This window comes from Planococcus sp. RAB007_Raresut (assembly GCF_057369535.1).
In genome coordinates this window covers 108,816-131,208 of record NZ_JBXYIF010000001.1, presented here as the reverse complement: position 1 = coordinate 131,208, position 22,393 = coordinate 108,816, and the positions used below count along the sequence as shown (strand labels likewise).

23 protein-coding genes are annotated in these 22,393 nt (G+C 44.1%); 22 read left to right on the top strand and 1 reads right to left on the bottom strand.

The genetic code is table 11. The features are described 5' to 3' along the window. Positions 1-9: 9 nt before the first annotated feature. From AC2Q9J_RS00620 to yoyC, 18 genes are all read left to right on the top strand, one after another. Positions 10-1,143: a conserved virulence factor C family protein gene (locus AC2Q9J_RS00620; RefSeq protein ID WP_499036415.1), complete on the top strand. Its 1,134-nt coding sequence runs from the start codon at positions 10-12 to the stop codon at positions 1,141-1,143. 165 nt (positions 1,144-1,308) lie between these two features. Then, positions 1,309-1,608, top strand: coding sequence for a hypothetical protein (locus AC2Q9J_RS00615; protein ID WP_499036413.1), 300 nt, complete (start codon positions 1,309-1,311; stop codon positions 1,606-1,608). Positions 1,609-1,704: 96 nt separating this feature from the next. Further along, a complete protein-coding gene (locus AC2Q9J_RS00610) occupies positions 1,705-2,139 on the top strand; it encodes a BrxA/BrxB family bacilliredoxin (protein WP_499036411.1) in 435 nt (144 codons plus the stop codon). Further along, positions 2,139-2,912, top strand: a complete 774-nt coding sequence (locus AC2Q9J_RS00605; protein WP_499036409.1) for a class I SAM-dependent methyltransferase — start codon at positions 2,139-2,141, stop codon at positions 2,910-2,912. The genes AC2Q9J_RS00610 and AC2Q9J_RS00605 overlap by 1 nt, the downstream gene beginning before the upstream one ends. Positions 2,913-3,186: 274 nt before the next feature. Further along, the gene (locus AC2Q9J_RS00600; RefSeq protein WP_499036407.1) at positions 3,187-3,780 is read left to right on the top strand and encodes a YpjP family protein; all 594 of its coding nucleotides are present in this window, start codon (positions 3,187-3,189) and stop codon (positions 3,778-3,780) included. 60 nt (positions 3,781-3,840) lie between these two features. Beyond that, complete coding sequence (locus AC2Q9J_RS00595; protein WP_499036404.1) at positions 3,841-4,785, top strand: thymidylate synthase; 945 nt, start codon at positions 3,841-3,843, stop codon at positions 4,783-4,785. Positions 4,786-4,796: 11 nt separating this feature from the next. Further along, a complete protein-coding gene (locus tag AC2Q9J_RS00590) occupies positions 4,797-5,294 on the top strand; it encodes a dihydrofolate reductase (RefSeq protein WP_499036402.1) in 498 nt (165 codons plus the stop codon). Continuing rightward, the gene (locus AC2Q9J_RS00585) at positions 5,287-6,021 is read left to right on the top strand and encodes a lysophospholipid acyltransferase family protein (RefSeq protein WP_499036400.1); all 735 of its coding nucleotides are present in this window, start codon (positions 5,287-5,289) and stop codon (positions 6,019-6,021) included. The genes AC2Q9J_RS00590 and AC2Q9J_RS00585 overlap by 8 nt, the downstream gene beginning before the upstream one ends. 109 nt (positions 6,022-6,130) lie before the next feature. Beyond that, positions 6,131-6,970 (top strand): DegV family protein, encoded by an 840-nt coding sequence (locus tag AC2Q9J_RS00580; protein ID WP_499036399.1) that lies wholly within the window; start codon positions 6,131-6,133, stop codon positions 6,968-6,970. 43 nt (positions 6,971-7,013) lie between these two features. Further along, entirely contained in the window at positions 7,014-7,817 is an 804-nt protein-coding gene (locus AC2Q9J_RS00575; RefSeq protein ID WP_499036397.1) for a GDSL-type esterase/lipase family protein, read from the top strand. A gap of 7 nt (positions 7,818-7,824) precedes the next feature. Continuing rightward, entirely contained in the window at positions 7,825-8,400 is a 576-nt protein-coding gene (locus tag AC2Q9J_RS00570; RefSeq protein WP_499036395.1) for a YpmS family protein, read from the top strand. A 16-nt stretch (positions 8,401-8,416) separates the two neighbouring features. Then, entirely contained in the window at positions 8,417-8,944 is a 528-nt protein-coding gene (gene msrA, locus AC2Q9J_RS00565; protein WP_499036394.1) for a peptide-methionine (S)-S-oxide reductase MsrA, read from the top strand. After that, the gene (gene msrB, locus AC2Q9J_RS00560) at positions 8,944-9,375 is read left to right on the top strand and encodes a peptide-methionine (R)-S-oxide reductase MsrB (protein ID WP_499036392.1); all 432 of its coding nucleotides are present in this window, start codon (positions 8,944-8,946) and stop codon (positions 9,373-9,375) included. Before msrA ends, msrB begins: the two co-directional genes overlap by 1 nt. Before the next feature lie 114 nt (positions 9,376-9,489). Then, complete coding sequence (locus tag AC2Q9J_RS00555) at positions 9,490-9,705, top strand: YozE family protein (RefSeq protein ID WP_499036390.1); 216 nt, start codon at positions 9,490-9,492, stop codon at positions 9,703-9,705. A gap of 69 nt (positions 9,706-9,774) precedes the next feature. After that, positions 9,775-10,479: a purine-nucleoside phosphorylase gene (deoD, locus tag AC2Q9J_RS00550; RefSeq protein WP_499036388.1), complete on the top strand. Its 705-nt coding sequence runs from the start codon at positions 9,775-9,777 to the stop codon at positions 10,477-10,479. A gap of 110 nt (positions 10,480-10,589) precedes the next feature. Beyond that, complete coding sequence (locus AC2Q9J_RS00545; protein ID WP_499036386.1) at positions 10,590-12,134, top strand: lmo1851 family serine protease; 1,545 nt, start codon at positions 10,590-10,592, stop codon at positions 12,132-12,134. Positions 12,135-12,211: 77 nt separating this feature from the next. Beyond that, entirely contained in the window at positions 12,212-13,093 is an 882-nt protein-coding gene (locus tag AC2Q9J_RS00540; RefSeq protein ID WP_499036384.1) for a CobW family GTP-binding protein, read from the top strand. Further along, positions 13,090-13,341, top strand: a complete 252-nt coding sequence (gene yoyC, locus AC2Q9J_RS00535; RefSeq protein WP_499036382.1) for a protein YoyC — start codon at positions 13,090-13,092, stop codon at positions 13,339-13,341. The genes AC2Q9J_RS00540 and yoyC overlap by 4 nt, the downstream gene beginning before the upstream one ends. Before the next feature lie 790 nt (positions 13,342-14,131). Here the strand turns inward: yoyC and AC2Q9J_RS00530 are convergent. Continuing rightward, positions 14,132-15,490: an MATE family efflux transporter gene (locus AC2Q9J_RS00530; RefSeq protein WP_499036380.1), complete on the bottom strand. Its 1,359-nt coding sequence runs from the start codon at positions 15,488-15,490 to the stop codon at positions 14,132-14,134. A 128-nt stretch (positions 15,491-15,618) separates the two neighbouring features. On the opposite strand from AC2Q9J_RS00530, the gene murG reads away from it, so the two are divergent. The 4 genes from murG to AC2Q9J_RS00510 all read left to right on the top strand — a co-directional run bounded on the left by murG (position 15,619) and on the right by AC2Q9J_RS00510 (position 22,392). Beyond that, positions 15,619-16,701 carry an undecaprenyldiphospho-muramoylpentapeptide beta-N-acetylglucosaminyltransferase gene (gene murG, locus AC2Q9J_RS00525; RefSeq protein WP_499036378.1) on the top strand — a complete coding sequence of 361 codons (1,083 nt, stop codon included), beginning with the start codon at positions 15,619-15,621 and terminating at the stop codon, positions 16,699-16,701. 16 nt (positions 16,702-16,717) lie between these two features. Then, positions 16,718-17,671, top strand: coding sequence for a diaminopimelate epimerase (gene dapF / locus AC2Q9J_RS00520; protein ID WP_499036376.1), 954 nt, complete (start codon positions 16,718-16,720; stop codon positions 17,669-17,671). A 16-nt stretch (positions 17,672-17,687) separates the two neighbouring features. Next, positions 17,688-19,349 carry a sensor domain-containing protein gene (locus AC2Q9J_RS00515; protein WP_499036375.1) on the top strand — a complete coding sequence of 554 codons (1,662 nt, stop codon included), beginning with the start codon at positions 17,688-17,690 and terminating at the stop codon, positions 19,347-19,349. 232 nt (positions 19,350-19,581) lie between these two features. Then, complete coding sequence (locus tag AC2Q9J_RS00510; RefSeq protein ID WP_499036373.1) at positions 19,582-22,392, top strand: 2-oxoglutarate dehydrogenase E1 component; 2,811 nt, start codon at positions 19,582-19,584, stop codon at positions 22,390-22,392. Position 22,393: the final 1 nt, after the last annotated feature.

Here is a 22,393-nt window from a genome sequence, read left to right as displayed (position 1 = left end):
GGGATTTTTGTGAAGATCAAAACAATTGAACCTACACCAAGCCCGAATACAATGAAAGTGATCATAGATCAAGAACTGCCATTCGGCAAAAGCCATAATTATAATCAGGATAATTTAGAAGGTGCGCCAAAGGAAATTCAAAATATCCTGGCCATTGAAGGGGTAAAGGGCGTATATCACGTCGCCGATTTTCTTGCGGTCGAACGAATCGCCAAGTTCGGCTGGGAAAATATCCTGGCCGATGTCCGGAGAGCGCTGGGCGAAGACAGTGACAACATGGAACAGGAAATCGCGATTGATGAACATTACGGAGAAGTATATGTACATGTTCAGGAGTTCAAAGGCATACCGCTTCAGGTAAAAGTTTTTGATAACGCCTCTGAAGAACGTTTCGGCATGCCTGAGCGTTTTGTTACAGCGATGAGCGTCGTCATGGACCCTACAGAAGAAAATTATCTGCTGCAGCGCAAGTGGGCGGATTACGGTGTGCGCTATGGTGAAAAAGATGAAATCGGCAAAAGTGTCGTAGAAGAAATTGAAGCGGCTTATCCACAGGAGCGGCTGGATGCTTTAACGCAAACAAAAGATCCGGAAAAACAGGAAGCTGTTTCACGGGGACAAAAAGTATCCGCACAGGAATTTGATGTTCCGGAATGGGAAACGCGTTTTCAATTGCTTGACCAAATGATCGAAGCTGATCTGGAAGATTTGCCATTATTGGATAAAGCGCTGGACGATGAGAAAATGTCGATTCGCAGACAAGCTGCCATCTATCTGGGCGATATTGATGATAAAGCAGTAGTGCCATACATCGAACGGGCCATGAAAGATAAAAGCTGGGCTGTCCGTAGAACTGCCGGTGATACAATCAGCGATTTGGGGTTTGAAGAGTTCGAACCGATCATGATTGAAACGCTAAAAGATAAAAACAAGCTGGTCCGCTGGCGAGCAGCAATGTTCCTTTATGAAACCGGAACAAAAGCAGCGCTTCCTGCACTTAAGGAAGCTGAAAATGATCCGGAATTTGAAGTTAAATTGCAGATTAAAATGGCGATTGCCCGCATTGAACAGGGCGAAGAAGCGGAAGGTTCCGTTTGGAAACAAATGACCGAAGCCCGCCAGGCCATGAAAGAACAGAAATAATAGTACTTTGAATTCGGAAACGACCAGTGGTTTTTACAGCCGCTGATTATTTTTTATTGCCAATGTGCCTTTTGATTCGGGTGAAGGATGTTTCCACCTATCCAGAAAGAGGTATTACCTTCAGAAACAGCTATTTTTGTTTAAACGAAAAGGAGGGCTTTTAATATGGAAGGAAATATTTTTTCAATTGAAATAATCAGCCAGGGGAAATACGAGTCGTGGGAATTTAAAAATGAAGAAGCCAGGGATGAGCTTTTCAATAAAATTTCGGAACGTTTCAATGACCATGCAATAGCTGATAAAAATGACGATGTGGATGATAGCCGCATAGTGCAATTATCAGCAACCAGCTTAAAGATCAAGGAAGATGGAAACGTTGACCAGCAGGTGCCGTATGAATGGTATGAGGCTGACCAGTTCGAACAGCTTCTTGAGTTCATCAATAATGAGTATCCGAAATATTAATAACCTCAAATGCATGAAAACACCTGATGATTCCGTTAGAATGGAATTAAGAGCTTCAGTAAAAGGGAGCGAGTATATAAAAAGGTGGTAAGTGGAATGAATGCATATGATGAGTACATGAGAGGCATCGTAACACCGATGCGCAAAGAATTGACTGACCAGGGCTTTAAAGAATTGCTGACTCCGGAAGATGTCAATGAGCACATCACCGAAGCAAAAGGCACAACACTGGCTGTTATCAACTCGGTCTGCGGCTGTGCAGCAGGGCTTGCGCGTCCAGGCGTTATTGAAGCACTTAACAGTACAGAAGCAAAACCGGATCATCTGGTGACAGTTTTTGCTGGCCAGGAAAAAGAAGCGACTGCACAAATGCGCAGCTTCTTCGAAGAAGTTCCGCCATCATCCCCATCCATTGCGGTTCTAAAAGACGGAGAGCTTGCTCATTTTATTCCGCGTGAACAAATCGAAGGCTATTCGGTAGAATATATCCGTGATAATCTGAAACAGGCTTTGGAACAGGTCGCTGAATAATGGCAACGATTGTCACCACAGCATATCGGCCAACTGCAGCTACTGTTGCAGAAGCTGAAAGGATTGCTGAGGAACTGGATATCCAATTTGTTGTTCGCAATAAACGTTCGGTTGAGAAAATGCATGCCGATGAACAAGCGGATATCCTGGTGGCTTCAAAAGAACGGCTTGAGTTTTATCCTATGGGTAAAACAGAGCCGTTCTTTTTTCACCCGAATTCAGCGGCTTTCCGCACCAAACGGCAATTGGAACAAGATCCTCTTATAGAAGTCTCGGGCCTCACACCAGGTGACAGTTTCCTGGATTGCACCCTTGGCATGGCTTCGGATGCAATTACTGTGTCGCAATATCTTGGTTCTGATGGAAACATCGTGGGCTGTGAGAGCAACCCGAATATAGCCTATATTCTTAAAACTGGGCTGTCCCATTATGCTGCGATGCCGCATCTGACAGAAGCGATGAGAAGAGTGCGGGTAATTAGCTCAGAAGCCGTCGCTTATTTGCAAACACTGGATAATGAGGTTTTTGACGTTGTCTATATGGACCCGATGTTTACCGAAGAAATCAAAGAAGCGTCCAATTTCACTCCCGTCCGTTCCAGTGCGGATATGGGGCAACTCACAGATGAATGGATGGCACAAGCAAAAAGAGTCGCAAAGAAAGCAATTGTCTTGAAGGCGCATTTTCGTTCGAAGGACTTTGAAAGATTTGGTTTTGAACGGCGTGTCCGGCCGAATACAAAATTTCACTATGGGGTCATTAAAATAAAATGATATGATAAACGCCCTTCCTGAAAACAGGAAGGGCGTTTATCGGTTGAATTTTAGTCAGTGAAGCTTAATGAAGTCAAGTACCCGAGCATAAGCAATAGGCCAAGGCCGATAAGAATCGATGCATCCATGAAAAATTCCTCCTTTTTCAAAAAAACAGCGCGTATTTGCTGATTTTATTGTACAATGAATTTCAAGAAGATGAAACCTTTACCATTATAATTCGTATAATTAAACAAAAGCGTTTACAAATTGTTCGAAATTGAAGGTGAATGAGATGAAAAATTGGTGGCAAAAATCGCTGGTGATTGCAGTAGCTGTCCTGAGCCTCGGTACGATTCCCCCGAACCATACGATTTGGGAATCATTGCTCGATGACAAGCCGGAACTCAAAACCCACGCCCAGAAAAGTCCGAATACTCAAATTACATATGATTGGCTGGACCCGTCTGAATTCTATTACAATAATCCGACCATACTAGACACAGTGCACCAGACCGCGGAAGAGCAGGCCTACATGAAATTTGGCTCCCGCATCGGCCCGGTTATCGGTGATGAATTCAAGACGGCCATTTTGCCGAACATCCAGCAGGCGATCGATCTGCATCTTGCGCAGGTAGATTCTGAAAGCTTGCGGCGATTGGCTATTTCGCAAAAGCCTTCCGGTGCGCATTCAGAGAAGATTTTCCATATCTATGATACGGAAACGAATAAGGACAAAATCCGTTTCCATGTCCGGACAGAGAAAAAACCGCAAGAAGGATATTATTTTAACTTCCATTACCATTTGGAAGATGATGATTTCCAGCAGCACATCACATTGGGCGATATTTACTGGTCCAAAAATACTCCGCCAAAATGGCTGTCGTAAAACCGTTATATTTATAGCGGTTTTTTTGTTATGATTAAGCTTATAATGGAGGCGAAAAGAATGAAACAATATTTGGATTTATGTGAACATATTTTAGAGTACGGAACAAAAAAAGAAGATCGCACGGGTACAGGGACTTTGAGTGTTTTCGGTTATCAGATGCGGTATGACCTGACTAAAGGCTTTCCATTAATGACTACGAAAAAAACCGCATTCCGCCTCATCGTGTCAGAACTTCTTTGGTTCATAAAAGGTGATACGAATGTAAAATCTCTTCTGCAGGACAATAATCACATCTGGGACGAATGGGCTTTTGGCCAATGGGTTTCAAGCAAAGAGTATGATGGGCCGGATATGACCGATTTCGGACGCCGTGCGCAAAAAGACGAAGAATTCGCGGTTCTCTATAATGAACAGATGGCAATATTTCAGAAGAAAATCCTCGAAGATGATGTTTTTGCAGAAAAGTATGGTGATTTAGGTCCTGTTTATGGCAAACAATGGCGTTCATGGCAGGCGACCACTGGGGAAACAATCGATCAATTGAAAAATGTGATTGAAGCCATCAAAAAAAATCCGGATTCCAGACGCCACCTGGTGACTGCCTGGAACCCCGAATTTGTTGAAGATATGGCTTTGCCGCCTTGCCATACGATGTTCCAGTTTTATGTGGCTGACGGGAAATTATCTTGCCAGCTTTACCAGCGGAGCGCGGATGTATTTCTCGGGGTGCCATTCAATATCGCATCCTATGCATTGCTGACGCATCTGATTGCGCGTGAATGCGGTCTGGAAGTCGGCGACTTTGTCCATACGACTGGAGATACACATCTTTACCTGAATCATATGGAACAAGTAAAAGAACAGCTCAGCCGAACACCGAAAGAACTTCCGACATTAAAAGTCAATGATGATGTCGAATCGATTTTTGATTTGACTATGAATGACATAAGTATAGAAGGATATGATCCGCATCCAAGGATTTCAGCACCTGTAGCTGTTTAGGAGGAAAAGAAATGATTTCATTGATGGTAGCGCACGATCCAAACCGAGTAATTGGCCGGGATAATCAATTGCCGTGGCATATACCGGAAGATCTTGCGTATTTTAAGAAACACACCATAAATAAAGCGATTGTCATGGGTCGCAATACGTACGAGTCTATTGGAAGGCCTTTGCCGAAAAGGCGCAATATTGTTGTCAGCCGCCAGCAGGATTTAACGATAGCTGGAGTTGATGTCGTCCATTCGATTGAAGATGCTGTGAAACTGGCGGAAGAATTCCACCCGGAAGTGATGATCATCGGAGGCGAACAAATTTTTAGAACAGTTCTTCCAACAGCCGACCGCCTCTATATAACATTGATCCATGATGAGTTTGAAGGAGATACCTACTTCCCGGAATACGGTGAAGGGTGGGAACTCACTTCTGAATCAGACCGTTTTGAATCAAATGGTGTTTCTTTCACTTATTTAATATTTGAACGCAAAAACGGAGGATCACCAGATGCTTAATTCGATGAGAACTTTTTCATTCCTGTTCGGATATTTGCCGGTTGCAGCTGTAAAGCTGAAAAGTTTCCAAAAGAAAAAACCGCAAATGACTATACAGGAGTATGATGAGTTGATCCATACAGAACCGAGAAAATGGGCTGCGGGCATTATGAAAAGGACTAAAAGCGACATTTCGGTAAGTGGACTCGAATTGCTTCCGGATGTACCGGTTCTATTTGTCAGCAACCACGAAGGCAATTTCGATATCCCAGTCATTCTTTCGAGCATTCCGAAACCTTTTGGGTTCATTTCCAAAAAAGAAGTAAAAAAACTTCCGGTCATTCCAGTTTATATGGAAGATATGAACTGCGTTTTCATCGATCGCACAGATAGAAAAAGCGCCTTGAAATCGATTTCCGATACAGCGCAAAAATTAAAAGAAGGCCATTCCATTCTGATTTTTCCTGAAGGAACGCGGAGCAAAGGACAAGGAATCGGCGAATTTAAAGCCGGCTTCATGCGTATCGCGACAGATGCGGGTGTACCGATCGTACCCCTTGCTATCCGAGGGACAGCGGACATAATGGAGAAAAACGACAATAAAATTCAGCCGGCGAAAGTGAACTTGCAAATTCTGGAGCCGATCGAATCGGAACTTTTAAGGTCTCTCTCTTCAAAAGAAGCTATAAAGTTTGTTAAAAATAAGATTGAAAATGCTCTGGAGGATATGGAATTTCCTCAAAACTAGCAGAATCCTTATGACTGTTTGAATCTAAAGGCAGTCATATCATTTGCTATGGTACTGTTATGTTTTTAGAATAGGAAATAAGGTATATAAGAAAAAAGGAAGTGATGTCATGTCAAGGATTCATATAGTGACGGATTCGACTTCGGATCTGCGTCCTGAAGTTCTAAAGCAGTATGGCGTGCATATGGTGCCATTAACTATTCAAATTGGAGACAAAACTTATTTGGACCGAGTGGACCTTGAACCGGAATCGTTTCTCGGGCTGATGGCAGATTCCGAAGAATTGCCAAAGAGTTCTCAACCAGCACCGGGTGTTTTCAAGGAACTCTACGATGAACTTGGTAAAGACGGCGACCAGGTACTATCCATCCATATGACAGGGGGCATGAGCGGTACAGTAGAATCTGCGCGTGCTGCAGCTGAACTGACCGATACCGATGTAACCGTAATCGACTCACGTTATATTTCATACGCGCTTTCATTTCAAGTATTAGAAGCCGCTAAAATGGCTGAAGAAGGAAAGTCTATGGAAGAAATCGTGGCCAGAGTCGATGAAATCAGAAGAAACACTAAACTGTTTGTAGTAGTGGATACACTTGATAACCTGGCGAAAGGCGGGCGTATCGGCAAGGGGCGCGCAGTGGTAGGTTCATTCCTTAAGATTAAGCCGATTGCTTCATTGGACGATGGAGAATATACTCCTGTGGCGAAAGCCCGCAGCCACAAAAAAGTGGTCGATTATCTTTTTGAAGATTTTATCGAGCGGACTAAAGGCAAGACGGTTAAAGGTGTAGGGCTGGTGCATGCTGGTGGATTGGCGATGGCAGAACCTCTGCGCGAAAAGATTATCGAATCCGGATTTAAAGATATAAACTTTGATTTCACAACTCCGGTTATTTCAACTCACACCGGAATCGGAGCCATAGGCTTCATGTTTTATGCCGAATAATATGAGTATTACAGATTTTAAGGAAGGTAAAGGAGAGAAATAAGTGAAACGCATCCTGTATATTGTCTTATTAGCCATAGTTTTGTTAGCGGGATGCAGTTCCTCTTTTATTTTTGGAAATGACGAAGCGGCACCAAGAGTTCAGACGGTTTTCGCCGGCTATCAGGTGCCGCCGAACTTTGTTCCTCAGGCACTGGTTATAACCGCATTGGGGGATTCGCTGTCACAAGGGGTCGGTGACCAAGCGAATAGAGGCGGTTATGTGGGCCGTCTGGCTGCGGAGATCAGGGAATGGCCCGGGGTCCGCGGGGCTGCTGTAGAAAATACAGCTAAACGCGGCCGCAGAAGCGACCAATTATTATCAATGTTTCAAAAAGGTGAATTGACAGGTCCCGTCACTGAAGCAGACTATATCGTCATGACAATTGGCGGGAATGACATCATGCGAATTGTAAAACGCGACTTATTCAACCTGAACCTTGAAGCTTTTAGGGAAGAGTTGCTGTTATATGAAAACAGGTATGAAAATATTTATTCCACGATCCGTGAAATGAATCCTCAAGCTCCCTTAATCATGGTGGGCGTCTACAACCCTTTTTCGCTGATCACAGATGAAATTCAGGAATTTGATGAAATCATGGCGGCTTATAATGGCGCAATGGAAGAAGCTTTGGCGGACGATCCCCAGGCTTGTTTTGTACCGGTACAGGATTTATTTGAAGGAAATGATAATCTTGTCTATCATACTGATTTCTTCCATCCAAACGGGAAAGGTTATGATTTGATGACAGAACGTATTTTGGAACGCATGGAGGAATGCGGTTTAATATTTGAAGACAGGGGGTGAAGTGCTTTTGAAATTATGGCGTACAGCATTTATCGTTTTACTGGCTGTTAATATACTGGCTTTGATCGCATTCGTGTTTTATGTGACTATACCCGCAAAGGATTATATCAGCTATGAAGCGGAAAAAAGAGCCTTTGCGGAAGGCAATACCTTAACTGTGCGAACTTCCAAAGCCGATTTCGAAGGAATTGCGAACACCTATATTCAGGATGCAATGAAAGACCAGCCCATCCCCTTGACTTTAGCGATTAACGATGATGTATCCCTGTCTACGGAGTTACAGGTCTTTTCGATGACATTGCCGATACTGCTTAAGTTTGAACCACATGTTCAGGAGGATGGAAATCTGCTGCTCGAGCAAAAATCGGTGAATGTCGGAATGCTTGATATTCCACCCGAATCGGCATTAAAGCTGCTGCGTGATTCGGTGACGTTGCCCGAGTTTATGGAAGTCGATCCCGGATCCGAGGAAATTTTGCTCCGCTTGACTGATATTCCGCTTGATGATGGCATCAGTGTAAGAGCAGAAGCGTTTAACCTGGAAGAAGATGACATCAGGCTGCGTGTTACAATAACCCAATAGGAAGAGGTGCAGGAATATGAATACCGAAAAAGCGACATTTGCAGGAGGTTGTTTCTGGTGTATGGTCAAACCATTCGACAGCCTGCCCGGAATTGAATCGGTTGTCAGCGGTTATACTGGCGGAGATTTGGAAAATCCCACTTACGAACAAGTGTGCACAAATCTGACAGGCCATAAAGAAGCCGTTGAAATTGTATTCCAGCCTGAAATCTATCCTTACGAAAAATTGCTCGAAGTTTTCTGGTCTCAAATTGACCCTACCGATAGCGGCGGGCAGTTCTTTGACCGAGGTTCTTCATATGCACCGGCAATTTTTTATCATACAGAAGAACAGCGGATAGCGGCTGAAAAGTCCAAAGACCAGCTGGAAGCTTCCGGCAAGTTCGATAAACCGATTGCGACACCGATTCTCGAAGCCAAGCCATTTTACTTGGCTGAAATGTACCATCAGGATTATTATAAGAAGAATTCAGCACATTATGAGCGTTATTCTGTCGGATCCGGCAGAGCCGCTTTTATTCAAAAAAATTGGGGTGAGCAATAATGAAGGAAGAACTGAAGCAAAAATTATCGCCGATGCAATATCACGTGACTCAGGAAAACGGTACAGAACCGCCTTTCCAAGGAGAGTATGATCAGCATTTTGAAGACGGCATCTATGTGGATATCGTTTCCGGAAAGCCATTATTCAGCTCAAAAGATAAATTCGATGCACATTGCGGATGGCCGAGTTTCTCCAAACCAATCGAAGACGAAGAAGTAAAAGAGAATTTTGACACAAGCCATGGCATGCGGCGTACCGAAGTGCGTTCAGCATCTGCCGATTCACATTTGGGCCATTTGTTCCCGGATGGGCCGTCAGAGCTTGGCGGTTTGCGTTATTGCATCAATTCCGCAGCGCTCCGGTTTGTACCGAAGGAAAACCTTGATCAAGAGGGATACCCAGAATACAAAGAGCTATTTGAACAAGAATGACTTTGACTTTCTAAGTATTTCGATTATCATAATTGAATAGCTGTCGAAGAAATTATTAGCCCCGGGCCGGTTGTCCGGGGCTTTCATTTTTAGATAAGGAGTGGGTTCATACAAATGGAGCGGTCGTTTTATCAATTTGCTTTATCTTATCGGGGAAAAACTGATGCCGATGATTTTTCCCGGTTTGCCGATGCAATGTTTTTGGATCATTCGTTTCCGAAAACAACTAAGGACTTTGAAAAGATTTCAAGATATCTCGAAGAACGCGCACATCCCATCATGAAAGCATCGGTTTTCGACGAATTATGGGATGAATTTACCAGCCGTTAATACTCTTCGTTGCACTCGATGGCAAAAAACAGTATGATTAGTACGACTAAAATAAAGTGAGGTTTTATCATGAGTGTTCATATTAATGCTAAAAAAGGCGACATCGCCGATACGATTCTTCTTCCAGGAGATCCGCTTCGCGCAAAATATATCGCTGAAACGTTTTTGGAAGATGTAACTTTGTACAATGAAGTCAGAAACATGTTTGGTTACACAGGTACTTATAAGGGGAAACGCATTTCTGTTCAAGGTACTGGAATGGGCGTTCCTTCGATTTCAATTTACACAACAGAATTGATGAATGAGTACGATGTGAAGAAATTGATCCGTGTTGGCACTTGCGGTTCGATCCACAAGGATGTTAAAGTCCGCGACGTAATTCTGGCGCAGAGCGCTTCAACAGATTCAAATATGAATTCAATCATTTTTGGCAATGTGTCATACGCTCCGACGGCTGATTTCAATTTATTGCTTAAAGCTTATAATGCAGGCGTTGAAAAAGGTTTGAACTTGCGTGTGGGCAACGTTTTCACTGAAGACGTTTTCTATAACGATCATGCTGAGCATGAAAAATGGGCGCAATATGGTGTGCTTGCCCTGGAAATGGAATCTTCCGCACTTTACACTTTGGCTGCTAAATTCGGTGCACAAGCCTTGTCGATCCTGACTGTAAGCGATCATTTATTGACAGGTGAAGTGACTACAGCTGAAGAACGCCAAACAACTTTCAATGATATGATCGTTGTTGCACTTGAAGCTGCAATCCAGGAATAACAAATACTATGCAATAAAAAAAGAGACTGTTCAAAGCAGTCTTTTTTTCGAATATTGAAGACTGGCTGAAGCGTTAAGGTTTGCCGGCAATTACGAAAGTGGTGAAATAAATGGATGATAAACGTCCAGAAGAGGGAAATGAGCAATTGCCTCCAGCAGAGGAATCGCGGGGCCATTATATACGCCTGAAAACTTTTTCCTTCATCATGCTGGTAGTTGTACTCATACTGGCTACTGCAGGATTAACAGTTTTTGCGCTGACCTTTGGCGATGAGAAAGCAGTGGAAGTGAACTCCCCGGAACGACGGGAATTCCAGAAACTTTACACTGCGTACGATGAAATTCAGAACAATTATTATGAAGACGTCAACCGGGAAGAATTGATCAATGGTGCGATCAATGGGATGGTCGACTCATTAGGAGATCCATATTCCGATTACATGAATGAGGAAGAAGCTTCACAATTCCTTGAAGGGATCTCTTCAAGCTTCGAAGGGATCGGAGCAGAAGTTCAGGAACGAAACGGTTATATTACAATCGTTTCACCGATAAAAAATTCTCCTGCTGAAAAAGCGGGCATTCAACCAAATGACCAAGTAATCGAAGTCGATGGGGAAAGCATCCAGGGATTCAGCACAACTGAAGCTGTCATGCTCATCCGCGGCGAAAAAGGGACGGAAGTCACTTTGACGATTATGCGCGGTGAGATGCAAGATCCGATAGAAGTAACAATCGTTCGAGATGAAATACCGATTGAAACGGTTTATTCCGAAATGATTGGCGATAATGTAGCACATATTCAAATTACCAGCTTCTCCCAGGATACATTCAGTGAATTGGAAACAGCCATCGCTGATATGCAGGAAGAAGGGATGGAGGCGATGGTAATCGACGTTCGCCAAAATCCAGGTGGCTTATTGCAATCTGCTCTTGATATTTCAAACCTTTTCATTGATGAAGGCAAAGAAATGTTCGAGGTCCAGGCTAAAGGGCAGGATCCTGAAATCTATTTGGCGACTGATGAAGATAAAGTCGATATTCCTGTCACATTGTTGATTGATGGCGGAAGTGCTTCGGCTTCTGAAATCCTTGCAGGTGCCATGAGTGAGTCTGCCGGCATCAAGCTTGTCGGAGAAAAAACTTTTGGTAAAGGTACCGTTCAGACAGCAAACGACCTTGCTGACGGATCAAACTTGAAATTCACTACTGCCAAATGGCTGACGCCGGACGGCAATTGGATTCACGAAAAGGGAATCGAACCGGATGTGGCGGTTGACTACCCGGAATACGCTTCACTTCCGTTTATCGATGCCTCTCTTGAATTGAAGGACGGCACGATTTCAGAACAGGTGCGTACAGCTGAAAAAATGCTGGAAGCGCTTGAGTATGAAGTTGGAGAAGTTGATGGTGTGTTTGAAGAAGAAATGACGCAGGCGGTTGAGGCGTTCCAGGAAGACCAGGAACTTGAAGTGACCGGCATTCTGACAGGCGACAGCATTTACGCCTTGATGGATGAACTGCGCGCTAAAATTGAAGAAGAGGATCCTATGCTTCTTGAAGCTAAGAAATTAGTGATGGAAGAAGCCGGTATTGAAGCTTCAGCTCCGGAATCGGATGAAGAAGCGGAAGAGGCTGAGGAAGAATCTGCAGAGTAAATGACAAAGGTCCGCGGAAGCGGGCCTTTTGTTTTGGTGTACTATGTTAGAATTTAAGGATATAGAGGAGGGTTTACATGATTGATGTTTATTTATTCAGCGGGTTTTTGGGGAGCGGTAAAACCACTCTTCTTAAAAATATGCTGATCCAGATAAAAGATGCTGGCTTAAAGCCGGCTGTATTTATGAATGAGTTGGGTGAGCTCAATGTCGATTCAAATGAAGTGGAAGATGGTGTGCCTCTTAAGGAATTGCTGGACGGCTGTATTTGCTGCACGGGTTCTGAAAAATCTGAAGCACAAATACAGACTTTGCTCGCAGAAGAAACCTTTGATGTTCTGCTGATTGAAACAACAGGCGCTGCGCATCCGGTGGAAGCGCTCGACGCAATTTTTTCTCCGCTGTTTGCCGACCAATTGAATTTCAGAGGAATTGTTACAGTTGCTGACAGTAAACGTTGGCTGGATAGAGGCCAAATGTCTCCACAGATCCGTTCCCTATTCCTTGAACAGATCCGCCACGCCGATCTGATACTGGCGAATAAAATGGATTTGCTGGATGAGAAGGAACAAGGCGACGCAGTTTTTGGCATGCAATCGTTGAATTCTAAAGCCCAAATTGTCCAAACTGCCAATTCAAAAATACCTTTTAAATTATTGGAAACGTTGTCAGCTAGTAATAAAGGAACAGTTGAAAAGGCTGAAATCGGCAAATTGAATTTAAATACGAAAGTGCTCCGATTCGATCAGCCGGTCAATCGCGAAAGATTTGAAGACTGGTTAAGAACTTTACCTGAGACAGTCTACAGAATAAAAGGATATGTGCCGCTTGACGGCGATAAATACCCGCATTCATTCCAGTATGCTTACGGAATGGCTCAGTGGCTTCCGGAGTATATGAAAATGCAGCCGCAAATCGTTGTGATTGGAGAAGGCATCGACGGAGTTGAGTTGCCGTGAATATCTTAGAAGCTTTTAAACAAATATGGCCGCAGCGGCAGGCAACAACGAATATAGCTTCAGAAGAAGATATGAAGCGCTATATGATCATCGAGTTGAAAGATGAGCTGACCCATCCACGTGTCCGTAAAACAAAACAGCAAAAGCTGGATCTTGCGATTGAGCGGATCAATGGTTCCCAATTGGGTCAACAAGAGAAACAGCAGCTGATTGAAGAATATAAAAAAATAGCAGCCCAGCTGGACTGAACTGCAAAAAAATAACCGCCCGTATTCCAGGGCGGTTATTTTTTAGCTTATTGAGAAAAAGATAAAGGTAAGTAATCGATATTGCGCAAAACAGCTTCGCTTTCCTGAAACCCGTGCTCCTGCATCGCTGCGCTAGCTTCGTCGCAAAGCGCCGGCCGGAAGGACTTCGGCCACGCTTGGCTCGCACTAAGCTAACTCGGACTCGGTCCCCTTCGCCCGAGTGGATCTCAGCACTTCGCTCGAAACGGAGTTGGAAACCCAACTCCGTTTCTAATCCCTTGGGAGTCTCACTGTTTTGCTCCATATCTCAGAATCGCTTTCAATAAAGATAGAATCAAAATAATTTGGTTTTGTGAGAAAATTAATTACACATTTCTATGGAAATAGAATGTAGCAGTAGGCGGCGAAGGGCAAAGATGTGCTCCTGCATCGCTGCGCTGCTTCGTCGCAAAGACTTGTCCTCGCAAGCTTCGGCCAATGTCTTTCCTGCAGGAAACAGAGCGAGTCCTGAGACCCCGCAGGCAAGGTTTGACCGAACAGCATTCGGTCGAACCTTTGCGACGAAGCGCAGAGCGCTGCAGGAGCACAAGGTTTTCAAAGCGACGAGGATGCTCAGGCAGCTCCCTGCGGAACGCGTCCGCCTGTCTCTGCATCGCTTCGCTAGCTTCGAGACATTAAAAGATTTGCAGCGAAGTGATTAAAGAAGATGATGTTTCTCGACAGCGAAAGAAATAACCGCCCGTAATCCAGGGCGGTTATTTTTATTTCATGAAATTGTATAATTCAATCCTCAATTCAGCTGGCTCATTCTGAATTTCTTTTGTATGATAAGCAGCCTGATGGATAATGTGATGGCTCCCGCAGTCAGTCCTGCAATCAATCCGATCCAATAACCGAAGGCGCCGTAATCGGTGAATCTGGCAAGTAAATAACCTACCGGCAGGCCAATCACCCAGTAAGAGATCAAGGCCATGATGAAAGTGATGTTAACGTCTTTATAACCGCGCAGCGCACCTTGCACTGGTGCCTGGACTGCATCCGATAGCTGGAATAATGCAGCGAATACCAGGAATTGAACGGCAAGCTCGATAACGGCGGGATCTGAAGAATACAGTTCTGCAATCGGTTCGCGCAGGAAGAACAAAATACCCGCTGAAACAAAACTGATTAATATAGCCGTTCCGACTCCGAGCCAGCTGTATTGGCGCGCATCTTTATAGCGTGCAGCCCCGACTTCATATCCCACAAGAATAGTTGCCCCCATCGAAATGCTGAGCGGCAGCATGTAAAGAAGGGAGGTGAAGTTCAAAGCTATTTGATGTGCAGCTATGGTGATTGTTCCGTATACAGCAAGCATGAACGTCACTGCGGAGAATATGCTGGTCTCTGCAAAGATGGAGATGCCGATTGGTACTCCAATCCTGCTGATCTCTTTCCACCGAGTAAGAGAGATTTTCTCCCAATTGCGGAAGATGCGATAGCCCGAAAAAGGGTTTTGGGTATGGATGATTACTGAAGCAATTACTAGCACCAGCCAGTAAGTGATTGCTGAAGCAAGGCCGGCTCCTGCACCTCCAAGTTCCGGAAATCCGAAGTTTCCGAAGATGAACAGGTAGTTGAAGAAAACATTGATTGGTGCAGACAATAATGTGATTACCATCGTGACGCGGGTTGCACCCAACGCATCGATATAAGAACGCAGTGCATTGTAGACGAATAATGGGATGAGGCCCAAACTCATGGCAAATATGTATCTGCTTGCCACATCCGCGACAGCAGGTTCCAGTTCCATAAATCCGAGTAGAGTGTCGATGAAAAAGAAGAAGAACAGAAAGACAATCCCAGCGAGCAGAATTGCAAGATAAATCCCTTGCTGCACGGCTTCTTTGACACTTTCTTTTTTCTTGGCTCCCATCAATTGTGCTACAATTGGAGTAATGGACATTAAAATTCCGGCGAGTCCGATATAAACCGGAACCCAAAATGACGATCCGATGGAAACTCCGGCCAGGTCATCTGTGCCATATCGTGCTGTCATGTAAATGTTAAAAAATGTCACAAGATACATAGCAACTTGTGTAACTAATATCGGAAAAACAATTTTTATCAATAATTTTAATTTCTCAGCTTTGGTCTTTGTTTCGTACATCGTCCATCCTCCTGAAATACTATAGCCTTAGGGCAAATTAAGACAAGTATAGCATATAAACCCTCGATATAAATTTGCACAAAATTGAATCAATCAGACAAATCAAAAGATGAAAGTAGGATTTTAGAATGCATAAACGCACAATTATACTGACTGGCGGTGGAACTGCCGGCCATGTTTCATTGAATCAGGCATTGATACCTGAAATAACCGGTATGGATTACGATGTCGAATACATCGGATCAAAAGACGGCATCGAAAAAGAATTGATCACCGACTCTTACCCCGATATAAAATATCACTCAATTTCAAGCGGTAAATTAAGAAGGTACTTTTCGATGAAAAACTTCACGGATCCATTCAAAGTAGTTGCCGGCCTTGGGCAATCAATGAATATCATCCGGAAGACAAAACCCGCTGCCATATTCTCAAAAGGCGGCTTCGTGTCTGTACCGGTAGCAATGGCAGGGAAATTAATGGGCATCCCGGTCATCATCCATGAATCCGATGTCACACCAGGTCTGGCGAATAAGATAGCGATGCCTTTTGCCGACCATATCTTCACAGTATTTAAAGAAACGATGCAACATGTCCCGAAAGAGAAATCCACATGCACCGGATCGGTTATCCGCAGTGAATTGATGGACGGCTCTGCAGCGAAAGGGCGGGAAATCTGCCATTTCGATAATGACCTTCCTGTACTTATGGTGATGGGCGGGAGCCAGGGATCCGAAGTGATCAATACGGCCATCCGTTCCAATCTGCAAGTTATTATGCAGACATTCAATGTCATCCATCTTTGCGGGAAAGGGAATATCGATGAAAAGCTTGAAGGCATCGAGCAATATTGCCAATTTGAATATGTTACACATGAATTGTCGCATCTTCTGCATATGACTGACTTTGTGGTATCGCGCGCAGGATCCAATTCAATCTTTGAATTTTTGGCGCTGAAGAAGCCGATGCTGCTGATTCCCCTGTCCAGGCAAAAAAGCCGGGGCGATCAAATATTAAATGCGGAGTTGTTCCGTAAAAACGGCTTTGCGCTGGTTCTCGAAGAAGAAGAGGCAAACCCTGAGCAGTTTATGAAAGCTTTGGACCAGCTGAAAGCGGATGAAGAGCTGCTGATTGAAAAAATGACGGAGGCTGAACCTCCTAAAACAGCATATGAAATGGCGAAGTTAGTCGTAGCACATACAAAGAAACGCTGATATTGGAGTGAAAGATATGAAAGTAACTTTGGAAAAAGTCCATGGATCGATGAATACGTTCTACATGATTGACGGCGAGGAAAGAGACGATTATCACAGACTGGCAATGCAGCTCTGTGAGATGGATCGTGGAGTTGACGGATTGCTGGTCATTCTGCCTTCAAAGTCGGCTCACGCAAAGATGCGTGTATTCAACCGCGACGGGTCGGAAGCATCGATGTGCGGCAATGGGCTTCGCTGCGTGGCGCGTTATGTCTGTGAGAAGCAAGGCATTAAAGATGCAGTGATTGAAACAATGAAAGCCGATTTGGCAGTGAGAAGAGAAGGGACTTTAATGGATGGAATCGAGACTTATTCAGTTCAGATCTCTCCGGTTTCCTTCGAGCTGAAAGATTTGCCGATGGAATACGGAAATCAGGCAACATTGATCCAACAGGCGATACCGGAAATATCCGAAGAAATCATGTTTTCCGCAGTTGCGGTACCGAATCCCCATTTAATCGGTATTGTTCCGGAAGAAATTCAAAAGTCGCCAGAACATCAGAAAAGATGGGCGGAAAAATTCAATGGTGAGAATGATTATTTCACTGATGGCGTGAATGTCAGTTACGTGACACATCTTGAGCAAGGCATTTTTGTGCGCACTTATGAACGCGGTGTCGGCTTCACCAACGCCTGCGGTACAGCAATGACGGCTTCAGCTCTGATCAGCTGCATGTCGGGCATGGTGCCTTTCGGCGAAGTGGCGGTCTATAATCCCGGAGGCATGGTGAAATGCACTGTCAATAAAAACGGGTATGACTTTGATTTATTGCTGACAGGCAACGCGACCAGAATTTCAGTCCATGATTTCGTATGGGCGGAAGACACGCCCGACAGCGAATTTGCATCCTCTATAACCCTTGATGAACAACGTCTATATGAAAAATTCATTGATGAAATTTCTGTAGTTGTCGAGCGATTTGCCTAAAGAAAAGAGTGATTCTATGCACGGCCCTTTTACGAAGGAACAATTGGATCTGTTATACGGAAATGCTGAAGACCTGGTTTTTTTCATGCGCAAAATGGAGAATGGCTACATATATGAATATGTAAATGCCCTATGCTCCAGTACATTCGAACAGGAGCTGACCGGCAAAACAGTCGATGAGAGTATGCCTGATTCCGTAACGGATGAAATTAAAAAACAATACCTGATTGCGGAATCGATGGATGGAATTCATCGCTACCGGGATTACAATCTTTTCAGTAAAAATAACGTCGCCAACGAAACTGAAATCACAAAATTCAATTTCGAAGGTGAATTATTTTTACTGGCGATTTCAAAAAATGTAAGCAAACTGAAAAAGATAGAAGAGGATTACCTTTTCTATCAATCACTTGTGCAAAACTCGGTCGACCCGATGATCATGATTTCTTCAGATTTCATGGTGATTGATATGAACCCGGCGTATGAGAAGATATTCAGCGTTATGAAACTGCAATGCGTCGGAAAATCTTTTATGGATCTTCCGTCCAATAGCGAGAAGTTCACTAAGAGAGTCATTTCCGAATTGTGGAAAGAAAATTTCGGAAAAGGCAGTTCCTCTTTTATTACCAGTGCCAAAATGAAAGAAGGCGGAGAAGGGAAATTTTCGGTCAGCTTTTCTCCTGTGAAAATTGGGGAAGACATTCGCGCCTATCAGATCGTTTATCGGGAATTGACGGATGAGGTTCAACTGAAAGAAGAGTTGAAAAAGACTGAAAACATACTCGACAGTTATAAGGATGCCTTGAATTATGCGGCGATGGTCACGATATGGAAACCATCCGGTACCATTATTTTTGCAAATGACAACTTCAAAGGAACAACGGGTTATGAAAAAGAAGAACTTTTAGGGATGCAGATCGCTGACATAGGCAGGGCAGTCATTCCGGATGCTGTTTATGACAATATCCGGGACATCATATTCAGAGGGACTATCTGGCGCGGTGAAATGAAAAGCCTGAAAAAGAACGGCGATTTCTTCTGGGTAGATACAACGATCATCCCACTGAAAAATGAGGCAGGAATCATTTATCAAGTCCTGGCGATCATGTTTGATATTACAGACAGGAAACAGCTTGAAGAGAAATTACATTTCATGGCTTATCATGATACTCTGACCCGCTTGCCGAACCGTCGGCTGATGATGCAGGAATTTGATCTGCTTGAAAGAGGCGCTGATCAAGACCAGAGTTTAATAGCTTTACTGTATATCGATGGAGATGACTTCAAATCGGTCAATGATAATTTCGGACATAATATAGGTGATGAGTTTATTGCTTGCTTTGGCCAAGCTCTGACACAAAGCATCAGAGCAGGGGATATGGCGGCCAGAATTGGCGGCGATGAGTTTATAATAGCTGCGGCAGGCATAAATTCCGAAAAAGCGGGAATGCAAATTAAGAACCTGATAAATAGAATCCATCAAAAACTGGCAGAAGGCTGGACCATCGACGGCCATCACTTCGCTCCGACTGCATCAGTCGGCATAGCCTTTTATCCTAAGGATGCGGATAATTTTGAGGATCTGGTAAAATTGGCGGATTCAGCTCTTTACGAGTCGAAAAAATCCGGCAGAAATCAGGTTAGGTTTTATGAAAACAATACGGATGCCAAACATTAATTTCCATTTTTATCGTTGATTTCAATTTGTAAGCGCTTAACATTTCGTTATGTGAATAATTTCACTCAAAAGCATTGTTTTTTCTAATGGAAGTAGTAAGATTGATATGGAAAATTGTTCTTCAATGGGTTGAACGCCTTCTGCTTTGTGTATAGCGGTTTGCGTGATAAAATATGGAAGACATATGTATTTATAGGACTGCCTTTAAGGCAAAATAGTTGGAGGTTTTTTTATGTCTAGCAATTATTCAGATTCGAAATCCCCATGGAGTTCCATTTCAGGTCCAAACCTTGGGTATGTTATGGAAATGTATGACATTTATCAGGACTCCCCGGAATCAATCGATCCGGAATTCGCTGAGCTATTCAAGCAATACGGACCTCCTGTTGAGCCAAGCGCTGAACAACAGCCGGCAGCAACAGCTGAAGTGAAATCCGATAAATTCGGTAAAGTCCTCGGCGCTATCCAATTGGCTGAATCGATTCGAGCTCACGGTCATCTGGCATCGGATATTTATCCTTTGAAAGATCAGCCCCGTGAAACGGAACGTTTTGAGCCATCAACGTATGGACTAACGGAACAGGATTTGAAAGAAGTTCCAGTTTCATTATTGTTGGAAAATGCACCTGCGGATGTTAAAGATGGTCTTGCTGCCATCGAATATTTAAAATCGCTTTACACAGACAAAGTGGCTTTTGAATTTTCTCATATCGTTCAGCCACAGGAGCGCAGCTGGCTCCAATCCAAAATCGAGTCAGGTGAAGTCAAACCATCGCTTGATGCGGATAAGAAAAAACAAGTTCTTGAACTGTTGACGCGTGTTGAAGGTTTTGAAAAATTCGTTCACCGCACATTTGTCGGCCAAAAACGCTTTTCAATTGAAGGTGTCGATACACTGGTCGTATTGATGGATGAACTTGTCCGTCTATCCGAAACAGCCGACACAGAAAATATCATGATCGGGATGGCGCATCGCGGTCGTTTAAATGTGCTTACACATATTTTGAACAAACCATATGAAATGATGTTTGCCGGATTTGCGCATGTCGGCGATGAAGCATTCCTCCCTGAAGATGGTTCTTTGCAGATCACTAAAGGCTGGTTCGGCGATGTTAAGTACCATATGGGTGCTGCTTTTACATCACCGAAGGGCACCAATATCAAATTGGCCTATAACCCATCCCACCTTGAAATCGTGAGCCCGGTAGTTGCAGGACAGACCCGTGCTGCACAGGAACTCACTCAGCAAAGCGGATTGGCGCCAATCGATGTCAATAAAGCATATGCCATCATGGTTCATGGTGATGCAGCGTTCCCGGGACAGGGAGTCGTTACAGAAACATTGAACTTTAGCCGTATCCGCGGATATCAAACTGGCGGTTCAATTCACATCATCGCAAATAACCTGATCGGTTTTACTACTGAACAATATGATTCAAGATCGACTCATTATTCTTCCGACCCGGCAAAAGGCTACGAAGTACCTGTCATCCATGTCAATGCGGATGAACCGGAAGAAGTAATTGCTGTGGCGCGCTTGGCATTTGAATATCGCCAAAAATTCGGCAAGGACATTTTGATCGACCTGATCGGCTACCGCCGTTACGGCCATAACGAAATGGATGAGCCGCTCGTTACAAATCCTAAGATGTACCATGGCATCCATGAACATGGCACAGTCCGTGAAATCTATGGTGAAAAATTGTCTTCCAGCAAAGTGCTTTCAGAAGATGAAGTGAAAAAACTGGACAGCGATATTCTTGCCGAAATGCAAAAAGCATACGACCGTGTCAAAGAAAACAAATCGGGTGATGCGCATGAGGTAGTAATACCTGAAGCTGTTATGCAAGGATTCCCTGAAGTTCCTACAGGCGTCGATAAAGATGTACTTACGAAGATGAATGAAGATCTGCTGTCATGGCCAAGTGATTTCTCTGCATTCGGCAAGCTTGCCCGAATCCTGAAACGCCGTGAAGATCCATTCAACGGCAAAGGCAAAATCGACTGGGCACATGCGGAAACATTGGCATTCGGCTCGATTCTTCAAGAAGGCAATCCAATTCGCTTATCCGGCCAGGATGCACAGCGCGGAACATTTGCTCACCGCCATCTTGTACTGCATGATGAAAAGAACGGCAACGAGCTTGTGCCGCTTCATCATATTTCCGATGCAAAAGCATCATTCGTTGTATACAACAGCCCACTTAGTGAAGCATCTGTTGTCGGCTTTGAATATGGCTATAACGTTGAAAACGATAAAGCCCTGGTTATCTGGGAAGCCCAATACGGCGATTTTGCCAACATGGCACAGATGATGTTCGATCAGTTCATTTCTGCAGCCCGCGCTAAATGGGGCCAAAAATCCGGATTGGTTATGCTGCTTCCGCATGCTTATGAAGGACAAGGACCTGAGCATTCGAGTGCACGTTTAGAGCGCTATCTTCAAAATGCAGGTGAAAACAACTGGACAGTAGCGAACCTTTCAAGTGCGGCCAACTACTTCCATATTCTCCGCAGACAAGCGAAGATGCTTGGAGAAGAGTCGATTCGTCCATTGATTATCGTTTCACCTAAATCCCTATTGCGTCATCCATTGGTTGGAGCAGATGTCGAAGATCTGACAGAAGGCAACTTCCAGACAATCATCGAGCAGCCGGGGATGGGACAGAACACGAAAAAAGTGGAACGTCTTCTATTTGCCAGCGGCAAGATGGCCATCGACCTCGCAGACCGCGTGAAAGATGGTTCTGAATATCCGGATACACATATTGTCCGTGTCGAGCAGCTTTATCCTTTCCCTTCCGAGAAAATCCAGGCAATCATTAAGCGTTATCCGAAGCTTAAAGAATTGGCATGGGTTCAGGAAGAACCGAAAAATATGGGATCATGGTCATTTGCAGAACCGAAGCTTCGTGAAATCGCAGATGGCATTGATATAAATTATTATGGCCGCGTCGTTCGTTCAAGCCCGGCTGAAGGCGACGGAGAAACGCATAAAGTGGAACAGGCACGCATCATTGATGAAGCATTAGCTAAATCTTGAG

Excerpts from the sequence above, each read along its gene's own strand:
- AC2Q9J_RS00530 (WP_499036380.1), bottom strand. The coding sequence starts at position 15,490 with ATGTACGAAACAAAGACCAAAGCTGAGAAATTAAAATTATTGATAAAA.
- murG (WP_499036378.1), top strand. The coding sequence starts at position 15,619 with ATGCATAAACGCACAATTATACTGACTGGCGGTGGAACTGCCGGCCAT.
- msrA (WP_499036394.1), top strand. The coding sequence starts at position 8,417 with ATGAATACCGAAAAAGCGACATTTGCAGGAGGTTGTTTCTGGTGTATG.
- AC2Q9J_RS00545 (WP_499036386.1), top strand. The coding sequence starts at position 10,590 with ATGGATGATAAACGTCCAGAAGAGGGAAATGAGCAATTGCCTCCAGCA.
- AC2Q9J_RS00580 (WP_499036399.1), top strand. The coding sequence starts at position 6,131 with ATGTCAAGGATTCATATAGTGACGGATTCGACTTCGGATCTGCGTCCT.
- AC2Q9J_RS00600 (WP_499036407.1), top strand. The coding sequence starts at position 3,187 with ATGAAAAATTGGTGGCAAAAATCGCTGGTGATTGCAGTAGCTGTCCTG.
- AC2Q9J_RS00510 (WP_499036373.1), top strand. The coding sequence starts at position 19,582 with ATGTCTAGCAATTATTCAGATTCGAAATCCCCATGGAGTTCCATTTCA.
- dapF (WP_499036376.1), top strand. The coding sequence starts at position 16,718 with ATGAAAGTAACTTTGGAAAAAGTCCATGGATCGATGAATACGTTCTAC.
- AC2Q9J_RS00610 (WP_499036411.1), top strand. The coding sequence starts at position 1,705 with ATGAATGCATATGATGAGTACATGAGAGGCATCGTAACACCGATGCGC.
- AC2Q9J_RS00540 (WP_499036384.1), top strand. The coding sequence starts at position 12,212 with ATGATTGATGTTTATTTATTCAGCGGGTTTTTGGGGAGCGGTAAAACC.
- AC2Q9J_RS00590 (WP_499036402.1), top strand. The coding sequence starts at position 4,797 with ATGATTTCATTGATGGTAGCGCACGATCCAAACCGAGTAATTGGCCGG.
- AC2Q9J_RS00515 (WP_499036375.1), top strand. The coding sequence starts at position 17,688 with ATGCACGGCCCTTTTACGAAGGAACAATTGGATCTGTTATACGGAAAT.
- AC2Q9J_RS00615 (WP_499036413.1), top strand. The coding sequence starts at position 1,309 with ATGGAAGGAAATATTTTTTCAATTGAAATAATCAGCCAGGGGAAATAC.
- deoD (WP_499036388.1), top strand. The coding sequence starts at position 9,775 with ATGAGTGTTCATATTAATGCTAAAAAAGGCGACATCGCCGATACGATT.
- AC2Q9J_RS00605 (WP_499036409.1), top strand. The coding sequence starts at position 2,139 with ATGGCAACGATTGTCACCACAGCATATCGGCCAACTGCAGCTACTGTT.
- AC2Q9J_RS00585 (WP_499036400.1), top strand. The coding sequence starts at position 5,287 with ATGCTTAATTCGATGAGAACTTTTTCATTCCTGTTCGGATATTTGCCG.
- AC2Q9J_RS00595 (WP_499036404.1), top strand. The coding sequence starts at position 3,841 with ATGAAACAATATTTGGATTTATGTGAACATATTTTAGAGTACGGAACA.
- msrB (WP_499036392.1), top strand. The coding sequence starts at position 8,944 with ATGAAGGAAGAACTGAAGCAAAAATTATCGCCGATGCAATATCACGTG.
- AC2Q9J_RS00555 (WP_499036390.1), top strand. The coding sequence starts at position 9,490 with ATGGAGCGGTCGTTTTATCAATTTGCTTTATCTTATCGGGGAAAAACT.